This is a genomic window from Ensifer canadensis, assembly GCF_017488845.2.
GTDB lineage: Bacteria > Pseudomonadota > Alphaproteobacteria > Rhizobiales > Rhizobiaceae > Ensifer > Ensifer canadensis.
In genome coordinates, this window is the sequence record NZ_CP083371.1 from 1,073,208 (window position 1) to 1,090,979 (window position 17,772).

Annotated in this window: 10 protein-coding genes; all 10 read left to right on the forward strand. The window is 62.1% G+C overall.

Annotated elements, in window-relative coordinates:
* Positions 1–21 precede the first annotated feature (21 nt).
* Entirely contained in the window at positions 22–5,886 is a 5,865-nt protein-coding gene (locus J3R84_RS38620; RefSeq protein WP_272502210.1) for an Ig-like domain-containing protein, read from the forward strand.
* Positions 5,887–6,012: 126 nt separating this feature from the next.
* Positions 6,013–7,764 (forward strand): type I secretion system permease/ATPase, encoded by a 1,752-nt coding sequence (locus tag J3R84_RS24740; RefSeq protein ID WP_113569058.1) that lies wholly within the window; start codon positions 6,013–6,015, stop codon positions 7,762–7,764.
* A 2-nt stretch (positions 7,765–7,766) separates the two neighbouring features.
* Positions 7,767–9,071 carry an HlyD family type I secretion periplasmic adaptor subunit gene (locus J3R84_RS24745; RefSeq protein WP_038578260.1) on the forward strand — a complete coding sequence of 435 codons (1,305 nt, stop codon included), beginning with the start codon at positions 7,767–7,769 and terminating at the stop codon, positions 9,069–9,071.
* 456 nt (positions 9,072–9,527) lie between these two features.
* On the forward strand, positions 9,528–11,090 hold the full coding sequence (locus J3R84_RS24750) for an ABC transporter substrate-binding protein (RefSeq protein WP_025428827.1): 1,563 nt from the start codon (positions 9,528–9,530) through the stop codon (positions 11,088–11,090).
* A 59-nt stretch (positions 11,091–11,149) separates the two neighbouring features.
* Positions 11,150–12,121, forward strand: a complete 972-nt coding sequence (locus tag J3R84_RS24755; RefSeq protein WP_025428826.1) for an ABC transporter permease — start codon at positions 11,150–11,152, stop codon at positions 12,119–12,121.
* 9 nt (positions 12,122–12,130) lie between these two features.
* Positions 12,131–13,081, forward strand: a complete 951-nt coding sequence (locus tag J3R84_RS24760) for an ABC transporter permease (protein WP_025428825.1) — start codon at positions 12,131–12,133, stop codon at positions 13,079–13,081.
* A 3-nt stretch (positions 13,082–13,084) separates the two neighbouring features.
* The gene (locus J3R84_RS24765; RefSeq protein WP_113569080.1) at positions 13,085–14,278 is read left to right on the forward strand and encodes an amidohydrolase family protein; all 1,194 of its coding nucleotides are present in this window, start codon (positions 13,085–13,087) and stop codon (positions 14,276–14,278) included.
* Positions 14,275–15,765, forward strand: coding sequence for an amidohydrolase family protein (locus tag J3R84_RS24770; protein ID WP_203528741.1), 1,491 nt, complete (start codon positions 14,275–14,277; stop codon positions 15,763–15,765). The genes J3R84_RS24765 and J3R84_RS24770 overlap by 4 nt, the downstream gene beginning before the upstream one ends.
* The gene (locus J3R84_RS24775; protein ID WP_025428822.1) at positions 15,758–16,744 is read left to right on the forward strand and encodes an ABC transporter ATP-binding protein; all 987 of its coding nucleotides are present in this window, start codon (positions 15,758–15,760) and stop codon (positions 16,742–16,744) included. Before J3R84_RS24770 ends, J3R84_RS24775 begins: the two co-directional genes overlap by 8 nt.
* On the forward strand, positions 16,741–17,733 hold the full coding sequence (locus tag J3R84_RS24780) for an ABC transporter ATP-binding protein (protein WP_057206406.1): 993 nt from the start codon (positions 16,741–16,743) through the stop codon (positions 17,731–17,733). The genes J3R84_RS24775 and J3R84_RS24780 overlap by 4 nt, the downstream gene beginning before the upstream one ends.
* Positions 17,734–17,772 lie beyond the last annotated feature (39 nt).

Below are 17,772 nucleotides of genomic sequence, written 5' to 3' on the forward strand. Positions count from 1 at the left end.
TGGCTCCTGAATATCCCGCGTGTGCAGGCCCAACAGGGCATTCTCGTGTCGCCCGGCGGCACGGGCAATGTTTCGTCCTACAGCCTGGTCTACGACGCCTACTTCCCGTCGGCTGGCTCCAGCGGCTGGATCCCGTTCCTGCAGACGGATGTCACCAACACGTCTGATGGCGATATCTTCGGCAAGGTTGGCGGCGAGAGCTTCGGCCTCGGCATCAACAGCGACTATCGCGGCACCGCCAAGCTCGATGCCTGGAACCGAATTGGCCTGACGATCGACAAGGACGCCAGCGGCGCCGTCTCGATGAAGAAATACATCAACGGCGAGTTCGTCGCCGAACAGAAGATGACCGGCACGCTTGCCGCCCGCTTCACCATCGACAAGGCCAAAGGCTTCCTGATCTTCGCCGACGAAGACGGCGAAACGTCTTCCGGCTATCTCAGCAACTTCCTCTTCATCGAAAAGGTTCTCACCGGTACCGAACTGTCGGCGCTCGGCAATGCCAAGCCGGAGGGCATCGTTCCTGATGCGCTGAAGACGGATGCGCTGTCTTCCAACGGCACCGAGTTCCGTTTCGGTGAAGGCTCGACCACGCCGGCCTTCGGCCAGGGTTCCTTGAGCGGCGAGGGCACGACCGTTTCGACAACGACGCCGGCAACGGCCGGCATTCCGGCCGTCGGCCAGGACACGACGCCGAACCCGGGCTCCGTCGTCAAGACCACTACCATCAAGGACATGATGGTTACGCCGGACGCGGCCAATGTGACGCTCGACCTGTCGCAGCATTTCTCCGGTGAAAACCTGACCTTCACCGTCCAGAACAGCAAGGGCGAGGTGCTGAATGCCGTCCTCACCAATGGCAACAAGCTGGTGCTGGACTTCGCAGCGCTCGGTCACTCCGACGTCCGCGTGACGGCAACCGACGCCGCCGGCCATGCGGTCAGCGATGATTTCCGCGTCCGCGTCGCCGGTGCGAATGCCTATACGATCGCCGTCTTCCCGGATACGCAGGACTACACGTCCAACGATGGCATCAAGCACTTCTTCGGCGACATGACGCAGTGGCTGCTGGACAATCGCCAGAGCCACAACATCGTCTTCATGACCCATGTCGGCGACATCACCCAGAACAACCTGTCCGGCCAGTGGGACATCGCCGAAGCTGCCCTTCGCAAGCTCGACGGCAAGATCCCCTACGCCCTGCTTCCGGGCAACCATGACCAGGCCAATGGCGGCAGTGCTGCCGACCACTCGTCGATCTATCTCGACCAGCGTTTCTCGCCGGACAAGCAGGCAGAAACCAGCCCGGGCACCTTTGGCGGCGCCTACGATCAGGAGCTGATGAGCGCCCGCAACACCTACAGCACGTTCACGGCCCCCGATGGCACCAAGTGGCTGTCGATCTCGCTCGAGTTCGGTCCGCGCGACGACGTGATCCGTTGGGCAGGCGACGTCATCGAGGCCCATCCCGATTATCGCGTCATGCTCGCCACCCACTCGCTGACGAGCTATGCCGGCCGCCAGGACAATCTGGCCCTGCCGCTCTACGACGAAGGTGCAGGCTACGACTACGGCATGCGCACCGACCAGCGCGGCGCCAACGACGGCGAATATGTTTCGCGCGAACTGCTCGCCCGCTATCCGAACATCGTCATGACCTTCTCCGGTCACATCTTCGGCGATGGCGCTGAAACCGACATCACCTACAATCAGTACGGCGAGCCGGTCTTCCAGTTCCTGGTCAACTACCAGAATGGTGTGTCGCGCGAGATCACCGGCAACGGCAACGAAGCGAAAGGCAACAATGGTGGCAACGGCGCCATCCGCCTGATCACCATCGATCCCGACAACAACCGCATTTCCACCGAGACCTACTTCACCGGGTTCGACGACTACCTAGACGGCTTCCGCACCAAGCCGGAACTCGATCGCGACGGCCTGACCGGCTACTATCGTGGCCACCAGGAAGTGTTCGAGAACATTGACGTCAGCGGCGGCAATGCACGCGCCATGGCTGAAGCCGGTGACGACATCATCGCTGACGCTTCTGCGGGTGCCTCGTCCGCCAATGTCGCGCTTTCCGGTGCCAAGTCGCTGCTGCCGGCAAGCGTCAAGAGCTGGGTCTGGACCAACGAGAACGGCGACGTGGTGGCTGAAGGCAAGGACGCTAAGGCCGAGCTCGAGCTGGGCAAGCACAAGCTGACGCTGACCACCACCGATTTCAACGGCATCAAGACCAGCGACACCGTTGACGTAATTGTCCGTGGCGATCGCACTCTGTTGGTCGAAACCTTCAACGACGGCAATGCCAACGGCTGGGCAACCGATATCGGTGCGGCCAACGGCAATACCGGAAACTTCCTGTTGAAGGGAACGGTCTTCTCGCGTCCGACCGGAGCAGCCGGCCTTGCAGCACCTGAGGCCGCGCTCTTCGACCAAAGCGATGCCGCCCGCAACAAGCTGGTCTTCGTCGGTGAGGGCTCGTCTACCTGGACGGACTACGTCTTCGAAGCGTCGTTGACCCAGCTCGACAACGACGCGATCGGCGTTCTCTTCTACTACAAGGACGCCAACAACCACTACCGCTTCACGCTCGATGGCGAAACCAATCGCCGCCAACTGGTCAAGGTGGCCAACGGCGTCGAGACCATCCTGGCATCGGTGAACGAAGGTTCGCCCTACAATATGGAAATCCCGTTGACCGTGGCTGTCACCGGCGGCGCGATCAACATCTTCCTCGGCGACAAGAATGTCTTTGCTGGACCGGTCACGGACGCCAATGCACCGCTTAGTGGCGGCACCGTCGGCCTCTACTCCAGTGGCCAGCGCGCGTCGGTCTTCGATGACATCGTTGTCACCAGGGCAGATACGACGGCAAAAGCCGGCATCGACCAGCGAACCTACGACATCGACGGCGACGGCAAGGCTTCCGTCAAGCTTGACGCCTCCGGCTCGTTCGGTCCGAAGCAGTTGCTCGACTACGTCTGGACGGACCTCGCCGGCAACGTCATTGCCAATGGCAAGACCGCCAACGTCAATCTCGACACCGGCGTCAACAAACTGTTGCTCAAGGTGACGGCTGTGGACGGTTCGGTCTCGACCGATCGTGTCGATATCACCGTTGTCGACCGCACCAAGATCCTTGTTGCCGAAGACTTCTCGTCGCCGCAGTCCCTGTCGCGCTTCAACATCGTCGATGAGGGCGAGCTTGGCGGCATCGGACCTGATGGAAAGGCCTCCGAATGGCTGCTTGCCGACGGAAAGCTGGCACAGACGACGGGGCTTGCGAGCCGCGAACTGACTTGGAGCGGGGCAACTGCCGCGGATCTGTGGAAGCGTGGCTGGAGCCCGCTTGGCGACGGCGTCAACGTCCTTCGTCTCGGCACTTATGCTTTGTTCAAGGATCCGGCAGCACTTGCCTGGACCGACTATGCGGTCGAGGCGACGATCCAGACGCCTGACAAGGACGGCCTCGGCTTCCTGTTCCGCTACAAGGACAACAAGAACTACTACAAGCTCGAGCTCGATGCCGATGGCATCCTCGACCGCAGCCCTGGCAATGGTGCTGGCAGCATCTTCAACTTGGTGCGCATGAAGAACGGGGTCGAGGAGATTCTTGCCCAGGTTCCGGGCAAATATGAGCCGGGCCAGGCGATGAAGCTGCGCGTCGAAGTCGTCGGCGACAAGACCACCGCCTTCCTCAATGACGAGGCACTCTTTGCCTATCCGGTCGGCGACCGTGGTCTCGATGCTGGTACCTTCGGCCTCTATTCCTGGGGCAATGCCGGATTGTCCTTCGACGATCTGACGGTTGTCGATCTGAAATCGGGCCTCGAAGGCGGCCAGGTGATCAACGGCACCAATACCCGTAACATGCTGGTCGGTGGTGAAGCCGGCGAGACGATTTACGGTCTTGGTGGCAACGACACCCTCATCGGCAACGGCGGCGACGATCGCGTCGATGGCGGCGACGGCGACGATACGCTGATGGGTGGTGCCGGACGTGACGGGCTTGTCGGCGGCAAGGGCAACGATGTGCTGATGGGCGGCGAGGGTGCCGACATTATTGCCGGCGGTCTCGGCGACGACCTGATCGAAGGTGGTGCCGGCAACGACGCGCTGATCGGCGGTGACGGTTCTGATACTTACGTCTACGGACGTGGCGAAGGCTCCGACGAAATCGTCGAAACGGCCGCTGCATCTGCTGATAGCGACGTTCTCGTCCTGCACGACATCGCCCGCGGCGAAGCCGTCCTGCATAAATACGGTGAAGCCGTCGAGGTCGAATTCGCCAATGGCGAAAAACTGACCCTCAACGGCCAACTGGCAGGCGGCGGTGTCGAACTCGTTACCTTCGCCGATGGCACGGTCATGAACCGCGCGGCGATCGCCAACAGCCTCGTCAACCGTGGTCCGGTTGCCGCCAGCGACACGCTTGCCCCGATCGATGAGGATGCGCCATCCTTCGTCATCCCGTTTGCGAGCCTGCTCGCCAACGACAGCGATGCCGATCTCGATCAGTTGAAGGTAACTGGCGTCACTTCGGTCGTCGGTGGTACCGCCACCGTCGAGGAGGGTGGCATTCGCTTCACGCCCGCCGCCAACTTCAATGGCGAAGCCTCCTTCCACTATCAGATCTCCGACGGTCGCGGCGGCTCGAGCGAAGCCGGCGCCACCTTCGTCGTCAAGCCGGTCAACGACGCGCCTGTTGCATCGTCGCTGACCATTGAGACGAACGAGGATACGTCGATCAGCGGCACGATCACGGCAACCGATATCGATGGCGATACGCTGAGCTATGCCGTCAAGACGGGCGCTGGGCCCGCCAATGGCAGCGTCGCACTCGATGGCAGAACCGGCGCCTGGACCTACGATCTGAATGCCAATGTCAACGGATCGGACAGCTTCATCGTCGTTGTGTCCGACGGCAAGGGTGGCAGCAGCGAGAGCACCGTCAGTGTGACGATCAAGCCGGTCAATGATGCACCGGTGGCTGTTGCCGATACCGGCGGCGTTGCCGAGAACGAGACCGCCACCTTCGACCTCGTTGCCAACGATACCGATATCGAAGGCGACCGGCTGACGCTCGTCGGTTTTGCGGTCACGGCGGTGACCGGTCTGACACTGACGAATGCTCAGGCTGCTACAGCCTTCTCGATCGTCGATGGCAAGCTCGTCGCCGATCCGTCTTCTGCCTTTATGGCTCTGGAAGACGAGCAGAACGCCATGGTCACCGTCACCTACACCGTGCGTGACGCCCAGGGTGGGGAATCGACCGGCACCGCCTCGATCAAGATCGACGGCTACACCGAGTACAACGTCGTCGAAGGCACCGACGGCAACGACACGCTGGTTGCCACTGACCGCAAGGACATGATCGAGGCCGGCAACGGCAACGACACGGTGCTGGCGGGCGATGGCAACGACATGGTCGATGCCGGGGCAGGCAATGACCGCGTTGTCGCCGGAGACGGCAACGATGTGGTCGAGGGTGGTGCTGGCAACGACGTGCTTATGGGCGGCGCTGGCAATGACGCGCTGAGCGGCAGTGCCGGCAATGACCAGCTCAACGGTGGTACCGGCAATGACACGCTGAACGGCGGCACGGGCAATGACGTGCTGACCGGCGGTGCGGGTGCCGACACCTTCGTCTTCGCCTCCGGCGACGGTCGCGACGGGGTCCTGGACTTCCAGGCAGGTGCACAGGGCGACGACGTGGTCGTGCTTTCGAAGGACATGTTCGCCGACTACCAGGCGCTCATGTCCTCCGGTGCCTTCACCGACGGTGACGCCGGTGCACAGATCGCGTTCGACGATGGGTCGTCCATCACCTTCAACGGTGTGAAAACGGAAAACTTCGTCATCGACGACTTCCGCTTCGCCTAACCAAAGCGAGGGGCGCACTATTCGGTGCGCCCCTTTTTCGCGCGGCGTAGGCTTCAGCCACTTCATGCATGTCATTTCCTTGTGATGCCTGCCTGCTACCGCCGCGATCTCAACGGATCAGGGACCATGCGCGACAGTTCTTCCAACAGAAATTCCAGCCAGTTCAAGGGTGTGTTTGCGGGCTGTGCGAGTGCCTTCGTCGGCATTGGCCTGATGAGTGCCGTCGTCAACGTGCTCTACCTCACCGGATCGCTCTTCATGATGGAGGTCTACGACCGGGTGCTTCCGAGCAGAAGCCTGCCGACGCTTGTTGCGCTTCTCGCCATCGTTGTCGTGCTATACGCGTTTCAGGGCCTGTTCGACGCGCTGCGTGGCCGATTATTGGTGCGCATAGCCGATCGGCTCGACCAGGCGCTTTCACCAAGGATCTACGATGCGATCGTCGGTCTGCAGTTGCAGGTGCCGATCAGCGGTCGCTACGCCCAGCCGTTGCGCGATCTCGATACCATCAGGGCCTTTCTCTCGGGCAGCGGGCCGACCGCGCTCTTCGATCTCCCCTGGCTTCCGTTCTATATCGCCATCTGCTTTGCCTTCCATTTCTGGCTGGGTGTCACGGCACTCGCAGGCGCTGTCATTCTGGCGGCGATTACCCTGTTGACGGAGCTCATTTCGCAGCGGCCGGTCGAAGAGGCTGCGCGCCATTCTTCCAAGCGCAATCGCATGGCCGAGAGCGGCCGCCGCAATGCCGATGTGATCTCGGTGATGGGCATGGGCCCGCATCTGAGACGCCGCTGGCAGGATGAGAACCGCGCGTTTACGCGTGAGCAGCGCCGCGCCAGCGATGTTTCCTCGGGATTCGGCGTGTTGAGCAAGGTGCTGCGCATGATGCTGCAGTCCGGCATCCTTGCGGTCGGCGCCTGGCTCGTTATTAACGAGCAGGCAACGCCCGGCATTATCATCGCTGGCTCGATCCTGTCCGCCCGGGCACTGGCGCCGGTCGATCTGGCGATCGCCAACTGGAAGGGCTTCATCGGTGCTCGCCAAAGCCGCCGACGCCTGCAAAAAACGCTGGCGCTTTTGCCCGATGCGCCTGATCGCATGGATCTGCCCGCACCGAGCCGCGCACTGTCTGTCGAACGCGTCAGCGCTCTTCCGCCTGAAACGACAGAGGCCGTGTTGCAGGATGTCACCTTCACACTGGAGGCTGGCACAGGGCTCGGCGTCATCGGTGCGAGCGGCTCCGGCAAGAGCTCGCTTGCGCGTCTGCTCGTGGGCATCTGGCATCCGGCGCGCGGCGCGATCCGGCTTGATGGTGCCACGCCGGACCAATGGCCGGCCGCAGCCCTTGCCCGCCATATCGGCTACATGCCGCAATCGATCGAGCTGCTCGACGGCACCATCGCCGAGAACATCGCCTCCTTCGATCCCGCTGCTGGGGCCGACGACATCATCGCCGCTGCCCGCGCAGCAAGGGTTCACGATCTGATCGTCAGCCTGCCGGAGGGCTATTCCACCGAAGTCGGGGAAAATGGCCGCCCGCTTTCCGCCGGCCAGAAGCAACGGATCGCGCTTGCAAGGGCCCTTTACCGGGATCCCTTCGTCGTCATCCTCGACGAGCCGAATTCAAACCTCGATTCCGAAGGAGAGGAAGCTCTGACCTCGGCGATCCTCGGGATCCGTGAACGCGGCGGCATCGTCATCGTCATTGCCCACCGCCCGAGCGCGCTGCTTGCCGTCGACAAGGTGCTGATGCTTGCCGCCGGCCGCCAGCAGGCTTTCGGCCCGAAGGACGAAGTTCTCTCGAAGGTTCTAAGGCAGACAACCGCCAATCCGGGTGCGCTCAAGGTGGTGCAATCAGCAGAAGCAGCAAAGGCATGAACATGGATGATTGGCAGACACTCAGACGTTCGATCCGCACCCACCTGATCGTCGGTGTGCTCGGATTTGCCACGCTGGTCGGGCTCTTCGGCGGTTGGGCGATCGGTACGGAAATCGTCGGGGCGGTGATCGCTCAAGGATCCGTGGTTGTCGAAAGCAGCCTGAAGAAGGTGCAGCATCCCGTTGGCGGCGTCGTCAGCGAACTCATGGTGCGCGACGGCGATCACGTGAAGGCGGGGGATGTCGTCATGCGCATCGACGCGACGATGACGAAGGCCAATCTGGCGATCATTCTCAAGAGCCTGGACCAGTTCGCCGCCCGCAAGGCGCGGTTGGAGAGCGAACGCGATCGTACGGAACGTGTCGTTTTCCCGGAGACATTGCTGTCGCGCGCCGAGGATCCTGATGTGGCTGCAATGATGCATGCCGAGCAACGCCTTTACGAAAGCCGCAGGGATGTGCGCGAGAGCAAGAAGCGGCAACTGGAGCGGCGTGTGCAGCAGCTGAACGACGAGATCCGCGGCATGGATGCCGAGCGCACCGCCAGTAGCCGCGAGCGGATCTTGATCAAGGAGGAGCTTGGCCGCTACACCTTCCTGCATGACAAGGGGCTGATGGAAAAGAGCCGCCTCAGCGCACTCGAGCGCCAGGCAACCGACATCGATGGCGAGATGGGCAGGCTGCTGGCAGGCGTCGCCGGCGTGCACGAGAAGATCGCCGAGACATCGCTGCAGATCATTCAGGTCGACGAGCAATGGGCCGAGGAGGTCGGAACCGACCTGCGCGAAATGGATGCCCGCATCGGCGAATATGTCGAGCGCAAGGTGGCGGCCGAAGACCAGCTGAAGCGGGTCGATATCGTCGCGCCGCAGAACGGCATCGTGCACCAGCTCGCCGTCCATACGGTCGGTGGTGTGGTCGCTCCGGGCGAGCCGATCATGATGATCGTGCCGGATATCGACAAACTCGTCGTGGAGGCCAAGGTCGCGCCGCAGGACATCGACCAGATCTATTCCGGACAGAAGGCGATCCTGCGTTTCTCCGCCTTCAGCCAGAAGACGACGCCGGAAATTGTCGGGGCCGTCGAGCGGGTGTCCGCCGATGTGTCGGTCGACCAGCGGACGGGTGCGAGCTTCTACGTCGCGCGCATCGCGATCACGCCGGCAGAGATCCAACGGCTTGGCAATGTCTCGCTGATGCCAGGCATGCCGGTGGAGACGTTCATTACCACCGGGGAACGAAGCGTTGCTTCATACTTCATCAAGCCGCTGATGGATCAGGTCAGCCGAGCCTTCCGCGAGAGCTGAGCCAACCGTCGATTCGCGGTCCGCCGGCCGTTGCTAACGAAAAGCAGTCCGTTCCATCCGGTCATCCGACTGCGACGGGGCGGGCTGTTTTGGTGTTCTGGACGCAATGAAGCAGCAAGAACCCGCAGATTTCTGCCTGCATGCGGCCTGCTAAGATCATGCTGCCGCCGGCTCATTGTGTCTCCCTCAACAGCAATCCACCTTGAAAAGCGGGCTGTTGCCCGGTTTATCGCGTCACGATTGCAAGTAGCCGCCGCTTCGAAATCGCTGATTTCGCACGGTTTTCTCCCGTAAAACCGAGATCGCTAATTCTTGCCAACATAATTGTCGACAAAATAGTTGACATTAGAGCCAACAACTTCAAATCTAGCGCTGTCAGCCATCCAGTGATCGAGGGATCGCGGACCGACCGGGTAGACGGCACGGCGACGAATGGGAAAAAACAGAGGGAACCACATGAAACTGAGAAAGCATCTCCTTGCGGGGTTGGCATTCGCCTTTCTCGCCTCGACGGCACAGGCCGAAACGCTGCGCTGGGGCAGCCCGCGGGATATCTTCTCGCTCGACCCGTATTCCTACGGCAGCACGTCGAACCTCGCCTTCCTCAATCACGTCTATGAGGGACTGACGCGCTACACGCCAGATTTCGTCGTTGAGCCGGCACTCGCCACCAAGTGGGAGCTGGTCTCCGAAAAGGTTTGGCGTTTCCACCTGCGCAAGGGCGTGAAGTTCCAGAACGGCGCGGATTTCAACGCCGACGACGTGATGGCCTCGATGGCTCGCGTCAGCCACCCGACGTCGCCGCTGCGTGGCAACATTCCGGCCTATGTCTCCACCACGAAGGTGGACGACTACACGGTCGATATCGAGGTAAATTCGCCAAGCCCGCTGTTCCTGAACGACATGACCAACATCTTCATGTTCGACAAGGACTGGCTGATCGAGAACAAGTCCGAATTGCCGACCGATGTCGGCGGCAAGGTCGAGGGTTACACCACCTATCACACCAACGGCACCGGGCCGTTCATCGTTGAGTCGCGCGTGCCTGACAGCAAGACCGTGCTCGTCAAGAATAACGGCTGGTGGGATACCCCGAAGCACAATCTCGACCGCATCGAATTCACCCCGATCACGTCGGCTGCTACTCGCGTCGCGGCCCTCCTGTCGGGCGAGATCGACCTGACCGACGGTGCGCCCGTGCAGGATCTCGACCGGCTGAAGAGCGATCCGAACATCAAGGTCGTCGAGCGCTCCGACCTGCGCACGATCCACCTGGTCTTCAACCGCAAGGACAAGCTCAACGACGGCCGCGAAAACTTCTTCAATGACATCAAGGTCCGCCAGGCGATCGATCATGCGATCGACCGTCAGCTGATCTTCAAGCGCGTCATGCGCGGCAAGTCGCATGTGGCCGGTACCATGGTTGCGCCTGAGATCCCGGGCTACAGCGCCGAACTGGATGTGCCGACCACCTATGATCCGGAACTGTCTAAGAAGCTCCTGGAAGAAGCAGGCGCCGTCGGCACCGAGTTCACGCTTGTCTGCATGAACGACGAAAGCGTCAACGAAGAAGACGTCTGCAGTGCGCTCGTGTCGATGCTGTCGCGTGTCGGGCTCAAGCCGACGCTCGACATTGGTCCGCGCGCCGTGCAGGCGCCGAAGCGCGCCGGCGGCAAGTCCGATGCCTTTATGATCGGCTGGGCCAACGAGCCGACGCTCGATGCCTACTCGATCCTGATCCAGGTGCTTTCGACCCGCGAAGGTGCTGCCGGCGTCGCCAACTATGGCGGCTGGTCCTATCCCGAACTCGACGCCATGGTGAAGAAGGCCGCCGTCGAAATGGATCGCGACAAGCGATTGGCGATCGAGACCGAAGCGCTGAAGTTTGCCAAGGATCAGGTCATCATGATCCCCTTGCATCAGCAGCCGATGGCATGGGCGATGTCGAAGGAAGTGACCGACGTCACCATCCGCGCCGACAACAAGCCGCGCCACTGGCTGACCCGTATCGGCGATTGACCCCACATTGCCCCGGCAGAGCCTGCTCTGTCGGGGTTTCTCATTGAGCGGGAAACCCAATGATTGTCTTTCTGATCAAGCGGCTGGCTAATGCCGTGATGGTCATGCTCGCCGTCGCGCTGATGGCCTTCATGATCTTTCGTTTCGCCGGCGACCCGGTCGAACTGATGGCCAACGAACAGATGTCGCAAGCCGATCGGCTCGAACTGCGCGAAAAGCTCGGGCTGAACGATCCGTTCCTGACCCAGTATGTGCGCTTCGTCGTCAACGCGGCCCAGGGCGATTTCGGCATCAGCTACCGAAACGGTCAGGACGTGATGACGCTGATCGCCGAACGCTTCCCGGCGACCATCGAACTGGCTCTGGTCGCCACCGTCCTGTCGCTGCTGGTCGGCATTCCGCTCGGCGTGCTGACGGCGATCCATCGAGGCCGCTGGTATTCGGAAGGCTTGCAATTCGTCAGCATTATCGGCGTTTCCCTGCCGAGCTTTGTCGTTGGCATCCTGCTGATCCTTGTCTTTGCCGTTTCGCTCGGCGTAGTGCCGGCCTTCGGCCGCGGCGACGTCGTCCAGATCGGCTGGTGGAGCACGGGCCTCTTGACCGCATCCGGGCGTGCGTCCCTGCTTCTGCCGTCCTTTGCGCTTGCCCTCTACCAGATCACGCTCGTCATGCGGCTCGTGCGCGCCGAGATGATGGAAGTGCTGCGTTCTGATTTCGTGAAGTTTGCCCGTGCCCGCGGCGTGCCGCGGTGGCGCATCAATTTCCGCCATGCGCTTCGCAACTGTCTGATGCCTGTTGTCACCATGACGGCGATGAACGTCGGCTCGCTGATCGCCTTCGCACTGATCACCGAAACCGTGTTCCAGTGGCCGGGAATGGGCATGCTGTTCATTCAGGCGGTGACCTTCCTCGATATCCCGGTGATGGCAGGCTACCTGTGCATCGTCTCCTTCATCTTCGTCACGCTGAACACGCTTGTCGATATCGCCTATGCGGTCATCGATCCCCGTCTTCGCGATGCCACACGCTGAGGCCGCCCCATGACTGACCAGGCTCAGGAAACAACCTCGACAGCCAAGATCGGCCGGCTCGCGCGCTGGCGTCAGAGCGATCTCTGGTGGTCCTTCACCCGCAGTCCGTCGGCAATCGCCGGCGCGCTGATCCTGCTCGTGCTCATCGCCGCGGCTTTTGCCGCGCCGTTGATCGCGCCGCAGAACCCGTTCGATCCGGCGCAGCTCGATCTCTGGAACTCGGAGCTGCCGCCGATCTGGCAGGCTGATGGCCAATGGCCCTTCATTCTCGGCACTGACACCCAGGGCCGCGACATGCTTTCGGCTATTCTCTACGGCTCTCGCATTTCGATCCTGATCGGGGTCTGCTCGGTGATCCTGTCGCTGACGGTCGGCCTCAGCCTCGGTCTCATCGCCGGCTATTTTGGCGGCGTTGTCGACAACATCCTGATGCGCATCGGCGATGTTCTGCTCTCGATCCCGACGATCCTGATCGCCATTCTCGTTAGTGCCGTTGCCCGCCAGATGCTGCCGCCGGAGCTGCGCGACGTCGGATCGGCAGCTGTTCTCGTGCTGGCAATCACGCTCAGCGCCTGGGTTCAATATGCCCGAACCGTCCGCGCTCAGACGATCGTCGAGCGCGGAAAGGAATATGTCCAGGCAGCCCGCCTCCTGAAGACGCCGGCGCGGCGGATCATGCTCAACCATATCCTGCCCAACACGCTGACGCCGATCATGGTTGCAGCCACGCTGAACTTCGGCATGGCGATCCTCACGGAAGCGACGCTCTCTTTCCTCGGCATCGGCATGCCGCCGAGCCAGCCCAGCCTCGGAACGCTCATCCGACTTGGCAACCAGTTCCTGTTCTCCGGTGTCTGGTGGGTCGTCCTCTTCCCGGTGCTGCAGCTTTGCCTACTTGTCGTCTCGGTCAACCTTCTTGGTGACTGGCTGCGCGACGCACTCAATCCGAAACTGAGGTGAATGATGTCCAACCTTTTGATCCGTAACGTCCGTCCCCACGGCGGGGCGCCGAAGGATATCCTGATCCGCAACGGCAAGATCGAAGCGATCGGCCAGAACCTTCAGGCCGATGGCTTGGCGATCGAGGATGGCCGTGGCCACATCGCCATTCCCGGCCTGGTCGAAGCCCATACCCATCTCGACAAGTCGGTCTGGGGCATGCCCTGGCATGAAAACGCCAAGGTCGCAACGTTACGCGGACGCATCGATTTCGAACGCGAGAAGCGGCTTGAGATCGGCATCGATCCGCATCGCCAGTCCATGCGCCAGGCGATCCTGCTGGCGGCGAACGGCGCCAGCCATATCCGCAGCCATGTCGATATCGACACAACCCATGGCCTGCGCCTGATGGAAGGCATCATCGAAACGCGCGAGGCGCTCGACGGCATCATCGACATCGAGATTGTCGCCTTTCCGCAGTCGGGCCTGGTGACGCGCCCGGGCACGGTCGAGCTTCTCGACCAGGCTCTAAGCAATGGCGCGGAAGTCCTTGGTGGAATTGATCCTTGTGGCATCGACCGTGACCCGAAGGGACATCTCGATGTCGTCTTCGGCCTTGCGGAAAAACATGGCAAGCCGATCGACATCCATCTGCATGAAGCCGGCGAACTCGGCGCCTTCAGCATGGAGATGATGTTCGAGCGCATTCGTGCGCTCGGCATGCAGGGAAAGGTTGCGATCAGCCACGCCTTTGCGCTCGGCGCTCCGGATTACCTGCGGGTCGCCGGCCTGATCGAGCAGATCGCCGACCTCGACGTGCGCATCGTCACGACGGGCTCGCCGTCCTCGACGGTACCGTCAATCCTGCGCCTCAAGGAGGCTGGTGTGAAGGTTGCGGCCGGTTGCGATGGCATTCGCGACACCTGGGGCCCGTGGGGCCAGCCGGATATGATGGACCGCGTTCGCATCCTCGGCATGAAGAACGGCCTGCGCCGCGACGTCGACCTGGGGCATGCGCTTCATGTCTGCTCCACCGGTGGCGCTGACGTCATGGACATTGCCGGCTACGGCCTGGAAGTCGGCTGCAATGCCGATTTTACCCTGCTCGTCGGCGAAACGCTTGCCCATGCAGTCGTCGAAGTCGCACCACGTCCGCTGGTCGTCAAGCGCGGCCGTGTCGTTGCCCGTAACGGTATCGCGGAGGTAGCCATCCCATGATCGACCTCAAGGATTTGAAACTCGGCACGCGTGCCGAAGGCCGCACACTGTTGACGGCGCAATGGGTTCTCGGCCACCGCGACGGCAGTCACCGTCTCATCCCAAACGGCGAAGTGGTTATCGAAGGCGGCAGCCTGCTTTATGTCGGGCCGCACTTCGAGGGCGAGGTCGCACGCAGGGTGGATTTCGGCGCGGCGATGATCAGCCCCGGCCTGATCGATCTCGATGCCCTCTCGGATCTCGACACGACGATCCTTTCCATCGACCATCAGCCAGGCTGGGCCAAGGGCCGGGTCTGGCCGCGCTCCTACGTCGAGCGCGGGCCTTATGAAATGTATACGCAGGAGGAACTGGCGTTCCAGAAACGCTTCTCCTTCGCTCAGCTTCTGCTCAACGGGATCACCACCGCGGCACCGATCGCGTCGCTGTTCTATCGGGAGTGGGGCGAAACGGTCGAGGAGTTTGCAGCCGCCTCGGATGCCGCCGGCGATCTCGGCCTGCGCGTCTATCTGAGCCCTGCCTACCGCTCCGGCGGCATGGTGCTGGAGGCGCCAGGACAGCTCGATGCAGTCTTCGACGAGGCGAGGGGCCTTCAGGGTCTCAACGATGCCATCGGTTTCATCCGTGAGCATGATGGCCGTCATGGCGGTCTGGTTCATGGACTTCTGGCCCCTGATCGCGTCGAGACCTGCACCGAGGCGCTGCTGAGGAGAACGGCGGATGCCGCGCGCGATCTCGATTGCTCGATCCGGCTGCACGCCGCACAGGGCACGATGGAGGTCGATACGGTCCGTCGTCTTCACGGCAAGACGGCGCCGGAGTGGATGGCGAGCCTCGGCTTCCTGAGTTCGCGGTTGATCGCCCCGCATGCCACGCAGGCAACGGCCAACGATCTCAAGCTCTATGCCGACAACGGCGTCAGCATCGTCCATTGCCCAATGGTCTCGGCACGCGGCGGCAGCACGCTCAACTCCTTCCGCTCGGTCAAGGAGCGCGGCATCAACATCGCCATGGGTACGGACACGACGCCGCCCGACATGCTGATGAACCTTCTGGTCGGCCTCATCACCTGCCGCGTAGTCGAGGGCGACACCGCAGCCGTCAGCTGCGCCGATCTCTTCGACGCCGCCACGCTGGGCGGTGCGAAAGCTCTGGGACGCAGCGATCTCGGGCGGCTCGAAGCAGGCGCCCGGGCTGACATCGCGGTCTTCGACCTGATGGATCACCACATGGCGCCGGCGATCGACCCGATCACGACGCTGGTTGTCGGTGGCTCGGGGCGTGTCACCAAGACAGTCTTCGTCGATGGCCGTCTCTCCATGCACGAAGGCAAGGTCGCCGGCATCGACATGGATGCGGCACGCCGGCAGGCACAAAAGCAGTTTGACGGGCTGATCGCCAAATACCCCGAACGCAGCTGGGCCCATCCACCCGTCAGCGAAATCTTCCCACCCAGCTATCCCTTGGAGGACCTGCGGCATGAGTGAGCTCGTAACTTCGCCGGTTCTCGACGTGCGCGGACTTTGCGTCGAGTTTCCCGGACGGCACGGCACCGTGGCGGCATTGTCCGACGTCTCGCTCAGCATACGGCCGGGCGAGATCCTGGGTGTGGTCGGCGAATCCGGCGCCGGCAAGTCGATGACCGGCCTTGCCGTCCAGGGTCTGCTCGAACCGCCGGGACGGATATCCGGCGGTGAGGTCTGGCTTTCGGGTCGCCGCATCGACCAGCTTTCCGACAGGGAAATGCAGGGCGTGCGCGGCCGACAGATCGGCGCGATCTTCCAGGATCCGCTGACATCGCTCAACCCGCTCTTTACCGTCGGCGCGCAACTGGTCGAGACGATCCGCCTTCACCTGAAGCTGTCGAAGCAGGGTGCCAAGGAACGGGCTATCCACCTCCTGAAGGAAGTGGGTATTCCAGCACCTGAGGCACGTTTCGATCACTATCCGCACCAGTTCTCGGGCGGCATGCGGCAGCGTGTGGTCATTGCGCTTGCGCTTGCGGCGGAGCCGAAGCTGATCATCGCCGACGAACCGACGACGGCGCTGGATGTTTCGATCCAGGCGCAGATCACCTCTCTGCTGCGTCGTCTCTGCGACGACCACGGGACATCCGTGATGCTGGTGACGCACGATATGGGCGTGATTGCCGAGACAGCCGATCGGGTCGCTGTGATGTATGCCGGTCGTCTGGTCGAGATCGGGCCCGTGGAAGAAGTGCTGCGCAATGCGCGCCATCCCTATACGCGCGGGCTGATGGGTTCGATCCCGGCACTTGGGCGCCGTGTCGAGCGGCTGAACCAGATCGACGGCTCGATGCCACGCCTGAACGCCATCCCGCGTGGATGCGCCTTCAATCCGCGTTGTCCCGAGGCAGGACCGCGTTGCCGTGAAGATCGCCCGGAGCCGACCCCGGTCGGCCTGGGCGTCAGTGCTTGCTGGCTCAATGCAGGAGGAGTTCTATGAGTGACGCCCTGACCGTCAATGATCTGACGTGCAATTTCGATGTGTCGGCCCCCTGGCTGAACCGGGTCCTGGAGCGCAAGCCGCGCCAGTTCGTGCGCGCGGTGGACGACATCAGCTTTTCCGTGCCGATGGGCGGCTGCCTTAGTCTCGTGGGAGAATCCGGCTGCGGCAAGTCGACCGTCGCCCGGCTTGTCACCGGCCTCTATCGCGCCACGGAGGGTGAGGTTCGTTTTGCGCCGGGTCGCTCCGGCGAGCCCCTTTCCGCCCAGATGATCTTTCAGGATCCTTTCGCCAGCCTCAATCCGCGCTGGCGGGTGAAAAACATCATCGCCGAGCCGCTGCGCGAGCTGAAGCTGCGCAATTCGGAAGCAGAGGTGATGGAGCGCGTCGGCGAATTGCTGCGCATCGTCGGACTTGCGCCTTCTGATGGTTCGAAGTTTCCGCACGAGTTTTCCGGCGGCCAGCGACAGCGCATTTCGATTGCGCGTGCGCTTGCCGGTGAGCCGGAATTCCTTGTCTGCGACGAACCAACCTCGGCACTCGACGTATCGGTACAGGCGCAGATCCTCAATCTGATGCGCAAACTGCAGGATGAGATGGGGCTCACCTATCTCTTCATCAGCCACGACATGAGCGTCGTCCGCCATATGTCGGACCGGATTGCAGTGATGTATCTCGGCCGCATCGTCGAGGAGGCGGACACGGAAACGCTTTTCGCCAATCCGCGCCATCCCTATACGCGGCTGCTGCTGGAAACGATCCCCGATATCGCCGAACCGAAGCGCCAGCGCAGCATCACGGCCAGTGAAGTGCCGAGCCCGCTCAATCCGCCGTCGGGCTGCACTTTTCACCCGCGTTGTCCGCTGGCTGATGCCCGCTGCAAGAGCGAACGTCCGGCAATGAGAAGCTTTGCCGATGGTTCCCGCGCGGCATGCCACCGCGTCGAGGAAGCTGTCGCGTCAATGGCAAAGCCGACGCAGGCAGCCTAGCCCAAGCGTCATCACAGAATGAAAAAGCTCCGGAGGTAG

Coding starts and splice junctions, on each gene's coding strand:
- J3R84_RS24740 (WP_113569058.1), top strand. CDS start 6,013: ATGCGCGACAGTTCTTCCAACAGAAATTCCAGCCAGTTCAAGGGTGTG.
- J3R84_RS24745 (WP_038578260.1), top strand. CDS start 7,767: ATGGATGATTGGCAGACACTCAGACGTTCGATCCGCACCCACCTGATC.
- J3R84_RS24750 (WP_025428827.1), top strand. CDS start 9,528: ATGAAACTGAGAAAGCATCTCCTTGCGGGGTTGGCATTCGCCTTTCTC.
- J3R84_RS24755 (WP_025428826.1), top strand. CDS start 11,150: ATGATTGTCTTTCTGATCAAGCGGCTGGCTAATGCCGTGATGGTCATG.
- J3R84_RS24760 (WP_025428825.1), top strand. CDS start 12,131: ATGACTGACCAGGCTCAGGAAACAACCTCGACAGCCAAGATCGGCCGG.
- J3R84_RS24765 (WP_113569080.1), top strand. CDS start 13,085: ATGTCCAACCTTTTGATCCGTAACGTCCGTCCCCACGGCGGGGCGCCG.
- J3R84_RS24770 (WP_203528741.1), top strand. CDS start 14,275: ATGATCGACCTCAAGGATTTGAAACTCGGCACGCGTGCCGAAGGCCGC.
- J3R84_RS24775 (WP_025428822.1), top strand. CDS start 15,758: ATGAGTGAGCTCGTAACTTCGCCGGTTCTCGACGTGCGCGGACTTTGC.
- J3R84_RS24780 (WP_057206406.1), top strand. CDS start 16,741: ATGAGTGACGCCCTGACCGTCAATGATCTGACGTGCAATTTCGATGTG.